We start from the raw sequence: 13,574 nt of genomic DNA, 5'->3' as shown, positions 1-13,574 counted from the left end.
CTGACAGCGTATCCACCAGGGATCAGTACGTCAGCCCGTGGCCGTACCGGAACAGCGGTGCCGGGTCGTCGAACGGGGCGTCCGGCTGCCCGGCGAGCACGGCCCGTTGGCTGGCCGGCAGATCGACCGGTAGCCGGCCGGTCGGTGCCGGCTCCCCGGCGAGTACGTCGACCAGCGCGGTGTCCTCGACGCCGAAGCTGACCAGCAGCGTGCCGACCCGGCCGGCGAGCGGGGTGAGCACCGCCGGCCGGTCCAGGTAGACGTCCACGACGGTCGGCACCGCCGCCGCGATCGCCAGCACCCGGTCCACCGCGCCCGGCGGGAACTCCAGCGGCCCGGCGTGGAAGTACGCCTCCACCGGGCCGGGCCGCCGCTCGTACGGTGCGGCAAGCCGCAGCACCGCCACGTCCGCCTGGCGCGGGTCCGACATCACCGTCCACCTGCCACCCAGCGCGGCACGCAGCGGGCCTTCGGCGTACACCCGCAGGCCGGGGGCGAGCGGCAACCGGGCCGGGCTGTCCGGCGGGGCCTGACGCAGCAGCGTGACGCAGGCCCGTTGGGCGGCCAGTCCGGCGGCGCGGGCCGGCGGGCCGCCGGCCACCTGCGCGGCGTGCTCCGGGTCGACGTAGCGGTGCTCGAACAGGCCGAGCCGCAGCTTGTCGTGCAGGACCCGGCGGGCCGACTCGTCGATCCGGTCCTCGGTGACCTGGCCGCCGCGGACCAGGTCGACGACCAGGTCCGGTCGGGCCTCGCCGCCGAACTGGTCAACCCCGGCGTGCAGCGCGGTCCGCAGCCGCTGCGCCGGTTCGAGGTGTTCGACGCCCCAGGCCCGGGCCGGGCGGGGTTCGCCCCGGAAACAGGTGTCGGTCAGCACCCCCCAATCGGCGCAGATCACCCCGGTGAAACCCAACTGCTGGCGGAGCAGCCCGGTCACCACCTCGTGGTTGAAGGCGAACGCCACCGGCGGCAGTTCGGTGCCGACCGGCTGCCCGTAGCCGAGCATCACCTGCGCGGCGCCGGCCCGGACAGCCGCCACGAACGGCGCCAGGTGGGCGGCGAGACGGCCACCCGGGTAGGCCTGCTCGGCGCCGTACCGGAAATGGGGGTCCTCGCCGGTGCGGACCGGGCCGCCGCCGGGGAAGTGCTTGACCAGCGCGGCGACGCTGTCCGGTCCGAGCGTCGGACCCTGCAACCCGGACAGGTACGCCACCGTCAGCCGGCTGACCAGCTCCGGATCCTCACCGAAGGTGCCCAGCACCCGTGGCCAGCGCGGATCGGTGGCGACGTCGGCCTGCGGGTGCAGCGCGGCCCGGATGCCGACCGCCAGATACTCGCGCCGGACGGTGTCGGCGTGCCGCCACACCAGCTCCGGGTCGCCGGTGGCGGCCAGCCCCAGCGGCTCCGGCCAGGTGGAGAAGGCGCCGGCCAGCGCCGCCGTGTTGGGGTTGGCGGACCGGGCGTGCCGGGGATCGGTGGAGACCGTCACCGGTACGCCGAGCCGGGTCGACGCGGCCAGGTCCTGCAGCTGGTTGTGCCAGCGGGCCAGGTCGGCCGGTGCCGCGACGCCGACCAGGTTGACGTGGCTGATCCGGCGGTGCAGGACGAGGTCCTCGGCGGCGAGCAGCCCGGCGTCCGGGTCGGCGGGGGCGAGGGTCCCGCCCGGCCCGATGCCGATCATCGGATGGAACAGCAGGCCGGCCTTTTCCGCCAGGTTCATCCGGCCCAGCAGGTCGTCCGCCTGCTGCAGCGGTGGTCGGGGTGGTCGGATGACGGTTGGCTGCTGGGTGGTCACCGGGCCGACGGTAACGGGGTGAGCGCCGCCGGGCAGGCGGTTCGGCCGGGATGCGGTGGTTTGTCGGACCGGCCGGCGGGAAAGGTGCGGAATGCGGCGACGACGGGTGCTCGTGTTCAGCATCCCCAACGAGGGACACCTCAACATCCTGAAACGGCTGATCCGCCGGCACCGGGCCGAGGACAGCTTCCGCCTGGTGCTCGTCGACCGGCAGACCACCGCGCCCCGGCTGGGTGACCTGGCCGGGTCGACCGTCGCGGTGCCGGGTTGCCGCGAGTTCCGCAACACCCCGGCGGACCGGGTGTTCGACCGGGCGTACCGGCTGTTCGGCGAATGCCTGGCGGTGGCCCGCGCCTACCGCCCCGACCTGGTGCTGTACGACTTCTGCGCGATCGAGGGCGCGCTGGTCGCCCGCCGGCTGGGCGTGCCGGCGTGGTGCTCGGTGCCGGGCCTGGTCGGGCCGATGACGGACGCCGGATACCTGCGGCGCTGCCTGACGGCACCGGCGAACACGGCGGCACTGGACGCCCTGGACCGGCGGTACGGCGTCACGCTCGACCCGGCCACGGTGGAACTCGTCTCGAACTGTCTGCACCTGCCGGCCGAGCAGAACATCCTCTGGTCGTACCGTACGGTCACGCCGACCGACTTCCGCGACAACCGGGCGGCGGTCGGCTACCGCTTCGCCGGCTACCTCTCCGACGGCTGGCCGTCCCGGGACCGGCCGGACCACCAGGACGGCCATGGCGCCGGCCGGGAGAGCCGGGGTGCCGGCCCGGCCCGGCCGGTCGTCTACCTGTCCTTCGGCACCGAGGTGCTGGACAACCTCTGGTACGCCGAGCCGGAGCTGGTCGGCGCGCTGCGCCGGTGCGTCGCAGGCCTGGCCCGGCACTGGTCCTCGGCCGACCTGACGGTGGTGTTCCCGACCCGGGGCCGCCGGATCCTGGACCGGTACCCGGCGAACTGGGTGATCCGGCACGCCGTCGACCAGCAGCGGGTGCTCAGCCGGGCCGACGTGTTCGTCACCCACGGCGGCAGCAACAGCTTCCACGAGGCGATCATCGCCCGGGTACCGATGGTCGTCGTGCCGTTCTTCGGCGATCAGCCGCTGGTCGCCCGGCAGGCGGCCCGGCTCGGCATCGGGATCAGCCTCGACGCGGGTGCCCGCACCGGGCGGGACGCCGCGTACCGGCTGCTGGACGTCGGCTGCGCCGACCGGATCGCCGCCGCGGTGCGGCGGATCCGCGACGACCGGCGGTATCGGGAGAGCCTCGCCGGCCTGGACCTGACGGCGGTGGCCGCGTTGGCACCGACGGACGACGACCGCCCGGTCACCCGACGGGTGGGCCCGGTGGTCGCGACGCCTCCCCGGTCCGGGACAGCGTCCACGCCGCGTTGATCAGACCGATGTGCGACAGCCCCTGCGGAAAGTTGCCGATCAGGCCGCCGTCGCGGCGGTCCACCTCCTCGGCGAGCAGACCGAGACCGTTCGCGCACGCGGTGGCCGCTTCGAAGACCTGGCGGGCCCGGTCGTGCCGGCCGGCCAGCGCGAGGGCCTCGGCCAGCCAGTAGGAGCAGATCAGGAAGGCTCCTTCGTCCTCGCCGCCGGTCCACCGCTGGACCAGACCGTCGTGGGTCAGGTCCGCCTCGATGGCGTCGATCGTGGCGACCACCCTGGGGTCGGTGCCGGGCAGGAACCCCACGATCGGCATGATCAGGACGCCGGCGTCGAGATGGTCGGAGCCGAACGCACCGGTGAACGCCTGGCGCCGGTCGCTCCAACCTTCGTCGAGGATCGCCGCGCGGATCTGTTCCCGCGTCCGGTGCCAGCGGTCGACGTCACGCTCGGCGTGCAACACCGGCGCCAGCCCGATGGCCCGGTCCAGCGCCACCCAGCACATCAGCTTCGAGGTGAGGTAGTGGCGTTCGCCCTCCCGACCCTCCCAGATCCCGGAATCCGGCTCGGACCAGGTGCGGCAGGCCCGTTCGGCGAGACCACGGAGCAGATGTACGGTGCCAGCCGACAGGCCGCCGAGCCGGTCGCGCAGAATCCAGGCACCGTGCAGCACCTCGCCGAGCACGTCGAGCTGCCGCTGCCGCCAGGCGCCGTTGCCGACCCGGACCGGCGCAGAGCCCCGGTAGCCGCGCAGGTGCTCCAGATCGTGCTCGGTCAGGTCCCGTTCGCCACCGACCCCGAACATGATCGGTACCGGCTGGTCGGTGGGCAGTTCACCGACCGAGTCGGCGATCCAGTCGAAGAACCGGTGTGCCTCGTCGGGGCAGGCGGCCACCCACAGCGCCTGCATGGTGAACGCCCCGTCGCGCAGCCAGGCGTACCGGTAGTCCCAGTTCGCGTCGCCGCCGACCTCCTCGGGCAGCGAGGTGGTCGGCGCGGCCACCACCGCACCGGTCGGCTGGTAGGTCAGCGCCTGCAGCACCAGCGCGCTGCGCCGTACCTGCTCCTGGTAGAGCCCTTGGTAGGTGTGGTGCTCGTCGGCCCAGGACCGCCAGCCGACGACGGTGTCGTCCACGCCGCAGCGCCGGTCGTCGGCTGGCGGCGTGGTGTCGTCGGCGCGCAGGTGCCGCAGCGCGAACCGGACGGTCTGCCCGGCGGTGCGGGTGAGCCGGCCGCCGATCCGGTCCACCTCGGCGGACAGTTCGGCCGGCAGCGGGTCGCCGGTCAGGATCAGCCGGTCGCTGCCGCCGACCAGCTCGATCCGCCCGTCGTCGCCGGTCACCACCGGGACGACCCGGCCGTACTCGGGTCGTACCACCAGGTCGACGTCGACCTGCACGGTGCCGGAGAGGACGTCGACGCGGCGCAGCAGCACGTGCGGCGAGGCGTCGCCGATGCGGTGGCCACGTTCGCCGGGGCCGAGGGCCAGTGCGTCGGTGAGCCGCAGCTCGCCGTCGGCGGTCCGGAAGTCGGTCTGCAGCACCATTGTGTCCGCCAGGTAGCGGCGGGCGATGCGATGCCCGTCGACCGGGGTGATGGACCAGTGCCCGGCGCCGGGGTCGAGCAGCCGGGCGAAGACGCTCGGCGCGTCGAACCGGGCCGGGCACCACCAGTCGACGGAACCGTCCGCGGACAGCAACGCCGCTCCCTGGCAGTCGCTCAGGAGCCCGTAGCTGGCGATGTCGGGCATCGTCACCGGGTACCCGCCGGCCGCAGGTTCATGCCGGCCGTCCGGGGCGGGTATCCGGTGACGGGTCAGTCGGCCGGTTCGGCGCCGAGCCGACCGACCCGGCCGGAGCGCAGGAACACCAGGTAGTAGGTGACCGTGCCGGCCGCTACGCGGTCGTCGGCGGGCAGGGCCACCCGCTCGTAGCTGAGCAGCCGACCGGTGGCGGTGTCGATGACGGCGGTGTCCCGCACCGGTCGGCCGTCCATCTCACCGGTCGCGCTGACCGCGACGCCGGAGCGGCCGGCCCGGTCCAGCACCGGGCCGTGGGTGGCCAGCTCCGCGTCGGCGAGGACGGCCAGGGCGGCGGCCCGCTGGGCCGGGGACAGGTCGTGGAATCGGTAGAGGCCGACCACCGCCCGCAGTGCGGCCTGTGGGCCTTCGTGCATCGGCTGCTCCTCGGCGAGCTGGCCGGCCAGCACCGTCCGGTCGGCGGCGGGATCGGGTACGGCGACACCGAGCGCGCCGGGCGGGTACTCGACCACCTCGGCGGGCCGGTCCGGCTCCGCCGGGTCGACCCGGGTCTCCTGCCCGGACCGGTCGGCGGCCCACCACAGTCGCCGGTCGTACGCTCCGCCGTCCTGCCCGGTGGCGGGATCGTCGCGCCACCAGGCCCGGAGATGGACGTAGGTGTAGCGGCCGGTGGCTCCTGCCGGCTGGTCCGGCGCCGCCTGGTCGAGCGAGTGGAGGTGCCGGGCGATCGCCGCCAACTGGTGCCGGGCCGGGGCGGTGCCCGGGCCGGCGGTCAGCGGCAGCGGCTGGGCCGGGTCGGCGGGGACCGGGTCGGTGGTGTCCGGCCCGACCGGGTCCGGCCCGGACACGCCGTACGGGCGGACGCCCTCGATCCCGATGATCAGCAGCACCACCAGGACGACCGTGGGGACCGCGATCCGCCACAGCCCGGGTCGCCACAGCCCGGGTCGCCACAGCCTGGGCCGCCACAGCCCGGGTCGCCACAGCCTGGGCCGCCGCCACCGCCAGCGGGTCGATTCCTGCGCCGACTGACGCCGGTGTGCCAGGGCTATCAGGTCCGTGACGTCGATCTCCGGTGGCGGCGGAATCCGGCCCTGCCTGGGCAGTAGCGCCCGGACGGCCAGCTGCACCATCTCGTCGCGGCGGAAGTCGTCCTCGGCCGGCTCCTGATCCATGCTCGGGAAAGGGGTACGCCGGCCCTGCACCTCGTCCCGTAGCTTGTGCAACGCGCGGCGGGTCCGGTACAGCGACCGCCGTGCCGCCGCCGGGCTCATCCGCAACATGGCGGCGATGTCGGCCGTGCTGACGCCGTAGCTGGTCAGCAGCAGGCACTCCCGGTCCTTGACGCTGAGCCGCCGACCGAGCCGGGCCACATTCTGGCGCAGTAGGCCGGCACCCGGTTCGCCGTCGTTGCTGACCACCAGCGTCAGCGGGGTGGTACGCGAGGCCTGCTGGCTGCGATGGTCCTTGTCCAGACATTCTTCGGCGAGTCGTCGGGCCATCCGGTAGAGCCACGCCCTCGGATGCCGGATCTGGTGACCGTCCCGACGGTGCAGCCATGCCCTGACGAATGTCTCCTGCAGAAGATCTTCGGCGACTCTGGTGTCCTCGAGGCGCTGAAACAATACCGTCCACAGCAGCGCATGATGCCGACTCACCTGTTCCCCGAGCCAGGCATCGAGCTCTGCCGCATCTTCCGCATCCACAATGCTCCTCGGTACTCGTTCTGGTGACGTCGTCGCAATCGGGGGTGCCGGTGCCGGCATCCGCTATATAAGAGGCGTCAGCGTGCCAGATCGTGCCCGATGATTTTTGTTGATCATGGTCAAATTGTTCCAGGATGTGGAACATGAGAAAGTCGCGCTTTGCGTGGTGGTAGTTGCTGGCCGAAAGTTGCAGCTCACTCTGGGTCGGAGAAACGTGACTGAAGCTCGTTTATTTATTGACGCAGATATGGCGATCTCGTTGGTTGATTGGCTATCGTCAGCGGTATCGTGCCGCAAAGTTCCTGACTGGGCACTGAGGGTGACGGCGGTCTCGCTGGTACGCCCAACCCACTTCCGAACCGCCACACGGACCAACTGGAGCCCGCCATGACGCACCGCAATCGGATCCGTCACCGGAGCCCTCACCTGAGTCGGCGGTTGGCACCCGCCGTGCTGGCCGTCGCCGTGCTGGCCACCGGACTGCAGCCCGGCGTCGCCGCCGCCGGCCCCATCACCGTCCAGTCCCGGGTGGACGCCTACCTGGCGGCCCACCCCGGCGGCATCCAGGTCAACCAGACCGACATCGCCTACTCCGGCGGGGTGTTCATCGTCAGCGTGGCCCGTCCCGCCGACGTCGGGCCGCTTGCCGGACCGGACTGCCCCGGCGGCTGGTTCTGCTTCTACGACGGCACCAACTACACCTATCCGCGGGGGCGGCTCAGCGACTGCGGATGGCAGGACCTCGGCCACTGGGGGTGGCGCAACCGGACCGAGTCCGTGCACTACAACCTCAACTACGGCAGCACCACGTTCCTCGACGAGACCGGCCCGACCGACACCAAACTCTTCGTGGTCGACACGGCCCGCCGGACCGTGCCCGACGTCTCACCGCACCGCAACCGGGCCGACTACGTCTACCGTGCGTGCACCTGAGGAGAGCATTGCGTCGCGACCGGACAGTGAGTCGGTATCGCCGTCGCGGTGTGCCGGAAAGATGTAGGGAAATGTCCATGTCCGATGGTCAGCGGGCCGACCTAGCGTCGAGAGTCCACGTCCGCTGCCCGCCGGCACCGGTGCCGCCCAGCCTGCGACCCGGTCGTCCGGTGCGGCCATCCGACAAGGAACCACTGTGTCCCGTACCCTCGCCTCCCGCCTGGCCACGGCGGCGCTCGCGCTGGCCGTGACGGCCGGCCTCGGCCTGGCCACCGCCGGGCCGGCCGGTGCCGTCGCCAACGGCAAGGTCGTCCCCGACGGCAAGTACCAGTTCTCGGTGAAGTTGACGATGACCGGGATCCCGACGGCCGACGGCGGCCGCCGCAACAGCGCCTGCTCCGGAGCCCTGATCCACCCGCAGTGGGTGGTCACCGCCGGGCACTGCTTCCGGACCTTCGACGGCGTACGGGTCGACCGTCCGGTCGCCGACCTGACCACCGCGACGGTCGGCCGGGCGGACCTCACCGGCGACGGCGGCCAGGTCGCCACCGTGATCGCGGTACGCCAGTCGCCCACCAACGACCTGGCGCTGGCAAAGCTGGACCAGCCGGTACGCGGCATCAAGCCGATCGCCCTGGCCCACCGGCCGCCGCAGGTCGGAGCCATCGTCCGGCTCACCGGATACGGCGCAGACACGTCGGTCGACCCGGTGCCGTCGACCGTGCTGCGCACCGGGCTGTTCGCCGTCACCGAGGTCGCCGACTCGACCATCGGCGTGACCGGCCGGTACCCGCACCCGGACACCAGCGCCTGCCCGTACGACTCCGGTGCCCCGTACTTCGTCGAGCGGGGTCGCCGCGGTCCGGCGCTGGTTTCGGTGGAGAGCTTCGGCCCGGACTGCCCGCACTCCGACGTCGAGACGACGTCGCGGGTCGACAACATCGCCTACTGGATTCGTCAGGCGATCCAGGGCTGACCACCGTCCCGGGGTGGTCGATCACCGTCCCGGTCGGTCGACCACCCGCCCCGGTGGTCGACCACCGGGACGGCAGGACTACTGACCGGGCAGGGTGATGGTGACCCGGGTGCCGGCACCGGAGAGGTCGAGCACCAGCCGGCGGGCCATCCGGTTGATCAGATCGAGCCCGCGCCCCCGGTCGGACCCGTCGTGCGAGTGGCCCCGCCAGTGCCCCCGGTCGGTGACCTCGACCCGGACCTGCTGCCGGTCCAGCAGCATCACCTGCAACGCGACCGGGCCGCCCGGACGCCCGTGGTAGGCGTGCTCCAACGAGTTGATCAGAGCCTCGTTGCAGGTGGCCAACAGCGCGTCGACCTGATCCGGCGTCAGGTCGTTGCCGGCGGACCAGTCCCGCAGCGCCCGGCGCGCGGCGGACAGGTCGGCAGGGGAGGTCAGGGTCAGCCGCAGCACCGGAGAGCCGTCCGTGCCGGTCGGCAGCCCGTCCAGATGGACGCAGGCCACCACCGTGTCGTCGGTGATCACCTGGCCGTCGGTCATCGCGTCCAACAGCCGGTCACACCAGACCTGCGGCTCGGTGCCGGACAACCCGGCGGCGGCCCGGCCGAGCCGGTCCAACCCGGCGTCGATCACCTGGTCGCGCCGCTCGACCAGACCGTCGGAGTACCAGACCAGCATCGCCGAGTCGGGCACCGCGATCTGGGCCTGGGTCCGGGGCTGCGCGGTCAGCCGCAGCGGCAGCGACCGGGCGTCGGTCAGGTAGCGGCTGACCCCGCCGGCCACCAGCAGCGGCGGCAGATGCCCGGCGCAGGCGTAGGTGAGCACCCGGTCGGTGGGGCTGTACTCGGCGTACCCGACGGTCGCGAAGTCGGCCCCGTCGATCGTCTGGCAGGCGGTGTCCAGCGCCTCCAGCACCTCGACCGGTGACGCACCGGTCTGCGCCACCGAGCGCAGCGACTGCTGCAGCCGGCCCATCGTGATCGCCGACGACAGCCCGTGGCCGACGACATCCCCGACCGCGATACCCACCCGGTTGCCGGGCAGTTCGAACACGTCGTACCAGTCGCCGCCGACGTCGCGGCCGTGCTCCGCCGGCCGGTAGCACACGGCGGCCGTGACGCCCGGCAGGTCGGGCGAGATCTGCGGCAGCAACGCCCGTTGCAACTGGTGCGCGGCGGCGTGTTCGGACTCGTACATCGTTGCCCGGTCGACGGCCTGACCGGCGAGCTCGGCGAGGGTACGGGCGATCGAAACCACCTCCGGGGTGATCGCGTCGTCCCGACGGAACGCGAACGCCAGCGCACCGAGGCACCGGTCGCCGACCTTGACCGGCACCGCCAGCAGGCTGCGGGTGCCGGTCCGGGCATGAGCGTCGGCGAGTACGGGGTAGCGGGCGTCCAGCGCCGCCAGGGTCGGCAGTTGGACCGGCCGGCCGGTCCGGATCACGTCGACGACCGGCAACCGGTCCGACCCGTCGAGCGGGAACGTGGCGAAGCCGCCGGCGACCTGTTCGGCGAGGGCCGCCGTCGGCCAGCTGCGGACCGACCCGCCGGCCTGATCGGTGAGCGCCACCGCGCCGTGGTCGGCGACCAGGCCGACGCCCCGGTCGACCAGCACCCGGATCACCTGGTCGGACGTGGCGGCGGTGGCCAGCCCGGCGGTGACGTCCTGCAGCGCCTGCAACCGCCGGCGGGCGGCCACCTCACGACGTGACTCGGCTTGCGCCCGGTCCCGCTCCGCCACCGCGATCGCCAGCGCCCAGGCACCGAGCACCACCACCGCCAGGTAGACCTGCAGCGATGCCGCCTCCAGCCGGGGCTGTCCGGCCAGCACCGACCACGGCCCGTGCCCGGCGGCGCTGAGCAGGTTCGCGGCGAACGCCATCACGAACCCGGCCGCCCCGATGGTCGCCACCCGACCCCGGAAGCCGACCGCGAGCAGCACCGGCACCGGCAGGTAGGCCAGCGGCAGCTCCCGGGGCCAGAAACCGATGACGGTGAGCGCTCCGGTGCCGGCCAACGCCGTACCGCCCCGGACCAGCTGCCACGGCCGGACCCGGCCGCGGATCGCGTCGAGGCCGACCAGGGCGGCACCGAGGGTGAGCACCGCGAGCCCGTCGCCGGCCCAGAACCGGCCCAACGCCGGCCACCAGGCGCCGCCGGTGCTGACCGCGCTGGTCGTGGCCCCGATCACCGCGCCGACCAACGGGCCGATGCCCACCGGGTAGAGCAGGAACGCCGCCGCGTCGCGGTACCGGGTCAGGTCGATCCGGCCCGGCCGCAGCCACCGCAGCCCGGCGGCACCGACCAGCGGTTCGACGACGTTGGTCAGCGCGAAGCCGAGTGCGCTCAGCGGGCCGAGCCCTTGCCACAGGTCGATGCCGAACTCGGTGAGACCAACGGCACCGAGGATCCACGGCCAGTGCCGGCGACGGGTCAGCACCAGCGCACCGAGGGTCACCCCGGCCGGCGGAAAGAACACCGCGCCGACGGCCGAGGCGTGGAACAGCAGCCAGGCGCAGCCGGAGCCGATCGCGTACGCGGCGGTGACGCAGAGCGCGATCAGCGCCGACCGGCCCAGCTGCCCGGCCTGGTCCGGCTGCCCGCCCCGGTCCGGCTGCCCGGCCTGGTCCCGCCGACGTGCCGGCTCGCCGGCGACCTGTGTCAAAGCTGTCATCCTCCCCGGACACGCACCAGAAGACCTCCCCGGGTGCGCACCAGAAGATAATGGCAGCGTCGACCGCCGTACGGCTCACAGGTGCCGGCGACGCCAGTCGGTCCCCTCGCCGGTCACCGCCTGCGGCCTAGGACCGTTCCCCTTTCGGGCCGAGACCCCGTTCGGTACGCAGCACGCCTTGGCGGTCGGCCTGCTCCTGCAGGATCTCGTTGGCGAGTTCGTCGGCACCCGCGTCGTTCGCCGTACCCGAGTTCTCCAGGTCCTTACGCAGCCGGGCGCGCTGGTTGTCGTACCCCTTGCTGCCTGGTCGTTTCCCCGACATCGTGCCTCCTCGCGATGACCTGTCCGACTCGGTGTGGCCGTTCGACCGGACGGGTACCCACTACGGCGCCGGGTACCCGCTCACGGCATCGGGTATCGGCTACGGCACCGGGTACTCGACCAGGTAGACCGGCGCGCCGACCCGGGTCGTGTCGGCGGCCGCGCCGACCCCGTTGACCACGTGGTCGATGGCGCCCGCGCTCAGGTTGACGGTCATGATGTGCCGCAGCCGTACGCCCGGACGGTGCGGCACCTCGAAGCCGTTGCGGGTGCGGATCGACGGGTCGTTCTGGTTGAACACGTACACGCCGCCGCCGTACAGCTGGTGGTGCCGCACGTGGTCGGCGACCTTGTAGCCGGCCCAGCCGGGGGTGTCGCCGTTCATCCAGTCGGCCTGGCTCGGCGGGTCGTACGGCAGCTCGTTCTGGTAGAGCACGGTGGTGCCGTGGTCGCCGTTTCAGACCGTGTTGTACCGCTGGAAGTGCTCGACGAACAGCCCGGTCGCGGTCACGTGGTCACCGTTGACGACGACGCCGTACCGTCCGGTGTTGGTGTGCCAGCGGTCGGTGTCGCCGTTGACGCCCTCGGTGAACCCTTCGACGCCGTGGTCGGCCCGCCACACCCAGGTGTGGTCGATCAGCACGTGGTCGCTGTTGATCTGCAGGGCGGTGTCGGTCCGGCCGATGTGCGGGCCGCCGACCCGGAAGTACACGTCCGACAGGGTGACCGGGTTGCGCGGCGTGCTCAGGTTGCGGCCGTGTTCGCGGCCGACCCGCAGCAGGACCGGCGATTCGGTTTCCCCGGCGTCGATCGTCACCCCGGCGACCACCACGCCGGGCACGCCGGCGACCTCGAGCGGGACCGCTCCGTTGCGGGCGGTCAGCGTGGCGTGCCCGATGCCCAGCACGACCGTGTCCGGTCGGCGGACCTTGATGCTGCGGGCGATGTCGTAGACGCCGGGGGTGAGCAGCAGGTGGCGGCCGCGGGCGAGCTGGCTGTTGATCACGTGCACCGGGTCGGCCGGGGTGGCGACGAAGAAGTCGCGGATCGGCAGCGTACGGCCCGGCGTCAGGCCGGTGCCCCAGGAGATGCCGCTGCTGTCGCGCTGCACGGCCGGCACCCGGACCTGGTACGCCCCGCGCCGGTCGACGAACAGGTAGGGCTTCTCCCGACGCAACGGCGTGCTGTCCAGGGTGGTGTACGGCGGGTCGGGGAACGCCTCGTCGTCCGGTGCCCCGACGACGCCAGCGAAGACCTGGTTCCACACCCCGTTGGACCAGCTGCCGATCTCGCTGTTGCGGGTCAGCCACTGCTGCTGGGAGCCGTTGGTGACGTCGGGCAGCCGGGAGTCGGCGATGAAGCCGCCGCTGGCGTACTGCGGCCCGGCGGTGCAGTAGTCCATCAACGACAGGCCGCCGCCGCTGACGTCCACCCGGCGCATCGACACCGCCTGGGAGACCGCCCAGAAGTTCGCCGTCGACCGGCACTCGTCCTGCCCGGTCGGGTCGATGCGCAGGGACAGGTTGGACAGCGTCCGCCAGAAGTTGACCAGGGCGATGCAGTTGCCGGTGCCGCCGTCGGTCAGGCAGCGGTTGTACGCCTCGATCTTGCCGGTGATCACCACGTCGGTGGGGCTGGCGCCGAGGCCGGAGATCTCGGTGTAGTACCCGGCCCGGATGTGCAGCGGCTGATCTGCGGTGCCGTAACTACCGGGTCGGAAGAGGAACGCGTACCGTTGCCGGCCCATCTCGTTGTCGACCTGCTGGTTGTACGCGGCGTCCAGCCGGGCCTGGATCTCGTCGACCGGCATGCCCGGGTGGAAGACCGTGACATGTGGGCCGAGGCCGGTCCGGTCGGGCCGGTGCGGTGGGCCGGCGGCGGCGGTGGTGCTGGTCAGGCCGGCGGCTGCGGTCGTCACGACCAGGCCGAGTGCGAGGCTGCCGGCGGTCCGCCGGAGCCGGCCGGGGTGTCGTCGGATCATCGGGTTCCTTCCGGTCACGCCGGTGGCGGCTGCC

The 13,574-nt window shown here is 72.7% G+C and carries 8 protein-coding genes and 1 pseudogene; 3 read left to right on the top strand and 6 right to left on the bottom strand.

Translation table 11 applies throughout. From position 1 onward, the window contains the following. Positions 1–22 precede the first annotated feature (22 nt). Positions 23–1,792 (bottom strand): glycoside hydrolase family 3 protein, encoded by a 1,770-nt coding sequence (locus EDC02_RS26075; protein WP_233606288.1) that lies wholly within the window; start codon positions 1,790–1,792, stop codon positions 23–25. 91 nt (positions 1,793–1,883) lie between these two features. On the opposite strand from EDC02_RS26075, the gene EDC02_RS26070 reads away from it, so the two are divergent. After that, a complete protein-coding gene (locus EDC02_RS26070; protein ID WP_123604222.1) occupies positions 1,884–3,191 on the top strand; it encodes a glycosyltransferase in 1,308 nt (435 codons plus the stop codon). Here EDC02_RS26070 and EDC02_RS26065 read toward each other — a convergent pair. Beyond that, the gene (locus tag EDC02_RS26065; protein WP_123605149.1) at positions 3,124–4,938 is read right to left on the bottom strand and encodes a glycoside hydrolase family 15 protein; all 1,815 of its coding nucleotides are present in this window, start codon (positions 4,936–4,938) and stop codon (positions 3,124–3,126) included. The two genes, EDC02_RS26070 and EDC02_RS26065, sit on opposite strands and share 68 nt — an antisense overlap. A 65-nt stretch (positions 4,939–5,003) precedes the next feature. Next, the gene (locus tag EDC02_RS26060) at positions 5,004–6,653 is read right to left on the bottom strand and encodes a sigma factor (RefSeq protein WP_158632309.1); all 1,650 of its coding nucleotides are present in this window, start codon (positions 6,651–6,653) and stop codon (positions 5,004–5,006) included. Positions 6,654–7,040: 387 nt separating this feature from the next. On the opposite strand from EDC02_RS26060, the gene EDC02_RS26055 reads away from it, so the two are divergent. Both EDC02_RS26055 and EDC02_RS26050 read left to right on the top strand, forming a co-directional pair. Continuing rightward, on the top strand, positions 7,041–7,586 hold the full coding sequence (locus EDC02_RS26055; protein WP_123604220.1) for a peptidase inhibitor family I36 protein: 546 nt from the start codon (positions 7,041–7,043) through the stop codon (positions 7,584–7,586). A 196-nt stretch (positions 7,587–7,782) separates the two neighbouring features. Then, positions 7,783–8,562 (top strand): trypsin-like serine protease, encoded by a 780-nt coding sequence (locus tag EDC02_RS26050; RefSeq protein ID WP_123604219.1) that lies wholly within the window; start codon positions 7,783–7,785, stop codon positions 8,560–8,562. Positions 8,563–8,640: 78 nt separating this feature from the next. On the opposite strand, the gene EDC02_RS26045 is transcribed toward EDC02_RS26050, so the two are convergent. The 3 genes and pseudogenes from EDC02_RS26045 to EDC02_RS26035 all read right to left on the bottom strand — a co-directional run bounded on the left by EDC02_RS26045 (position 8,641) and on the right by EDC02_RS26035 (position 13,540). Continuing rightward, complete coding sequence (locus tag EDC02_RS26045) at positions 8,641–11,229, bottom strand: SpoIIE family protein phosphatase (protein ID WP_158632308.1); 2,589 nt, start codon at positions 11,227–11,229, stop codon at positions 8,641–8,643. 136 nt (positions 11,230–11,365) lie between these two features. Then, positions 11,366–11,560, bottom strand: a complete 195-nt coding sequence (locus EDC02_RS26040; protein ID WP_123604217.1) for a phosphatidylethanolamine-binding protein — start codon at positions 11,558–11,560, stop codon at positions 11,366–11,368. 99 nt (positions 11,561–11,659) lie between these two features. Further along, positions 11,660–13,540 (bottom strand): annotated as a pseudogene (locus tag EDC02_RS26035) (adenylyl cyclase). Positions 13,541–13,574: the final 34 nt, after the last annotated feature.

The organism is Micromonospora sp. Llam0 (assembly GCF_003751085.1).
GTDB lineage: Bacteria > Actinomycetota > Actinomycetes > Mycobacteriales > Micromonosporaceae > Micromonospora_E.
The sequence above is the reverse complement of the archived record's forward strand: the minus strand, read 5'-3'. Positions and strand labels throughout refer to the sequence as shown.

Excerpts from the sequence above, each read along its gene's own strand:
- EDC02_RS26065 (WP_123605149.1), bottom strand. The coding sequence starts at position 4,938 with ATGCCCGACATCGCCAGCTACGGGCTCCTGAGCGACTGCCAGGGAGCG.
- EDC02_RS26070 (WP_123604222.1), top strand. The coding sequence starts at position 1,884 with ATGCGGCGACGACGGGTGCTCGTGTTCAGCATCCCCAACGAGGGACAC.
- EDC02_RS26055 (WP_123604220.1), top strand. The coding sequence starts at position 7,041 with ATGACGCACCGCAATCGGATCCGTCACCGGAGCCCTCACCTGAGTCGG.
- EDC02_RS26040 (WP_123604217.1), bottom strand. The coding sequence starts at position 11,560 with ATGTCGGGGAAACGACCAGGCAGCAAGGGGTACGACAACCAGCGCGCC.